This window comes from Pseudonocardia halophobica, assembly GCF_027922425.1.
In the GTDB taxonomy this organism is placed as follows: domain Bacteria; phylum Actinomycetota; class Actinomycetes; order Mycobacteriales; family Pseudonocardiaceae; genus Pseudonocardia; species Pseudonocardia halophobica.
In genome coordinates, this window is sequence record NZ_BSFQ01000257.1 from 1 (window position 1) to 577 (window position 577).

At 71.2% G+C, this 577-nt stretch carries 1 protein-coding gene; it reads right to left on the bottom strand.

The genetic code is table 11. From position 1 onward, the window contains the following. Positions 1-577, bottom strand: a 577-nt coding sequence (locus PKE99_RS38495) for an aldehyde dehydrogenase family protein (RefSeq protein ID WP_271215163.1), incomplete at both ends; no start/stop codon positions are given.

A 577-nucleotide genomic window follows, 5' to 3' on the forward strand; every position in this document is an offset into this window, starting at 1 on the left:
ATCCGCTGTGCAGCGGCTCGGTTGATCAACGGCCCGACGGTGGTCGCCGGCGACCAGGGGTCACCCACGACGAGCTGCTCGACCTCGTCCACCAGCACGGGCAGGAACCGTTCGTACACCGTCCTGTCGACGAGGACGCGCTGCACCGAGATGCAGGACTGGCCGCCCTGGGCGTTTGCGCCGGTCGCGATCCGCCGGGCCGCCTGCCGCAGGTCGGCATCCGAACTCCAGTCCGGACAGATCAGCACCCCGGCGTTGCCGCCGAGCTCCAGAGTGACGTGCTTGCGGGGCACCGCGTCCCGGATGGCCCAGCCGACCGGTCCGGACCCGGTGAACGACACCACGGGCATCCGCGGGTCGGCGACGAGACCGGCAGCGACCTCGTCGTCCACCGTGAGCACCGAGAACGCGCCCGCCGGTAGCCCGCAGTCGGCCAGGATCTCGCCCAGCAACAGGGCGCTGAGCGGCGTCTTCGGCGCGGGTTTGAGCACGATGGGCGCGCCCACCGCCAGGGCGGGCCCGATCTTGTGGGCGGCCAGGTTCACCGGGAAGTTGAAGGGTGTGATGCCCAGAACCG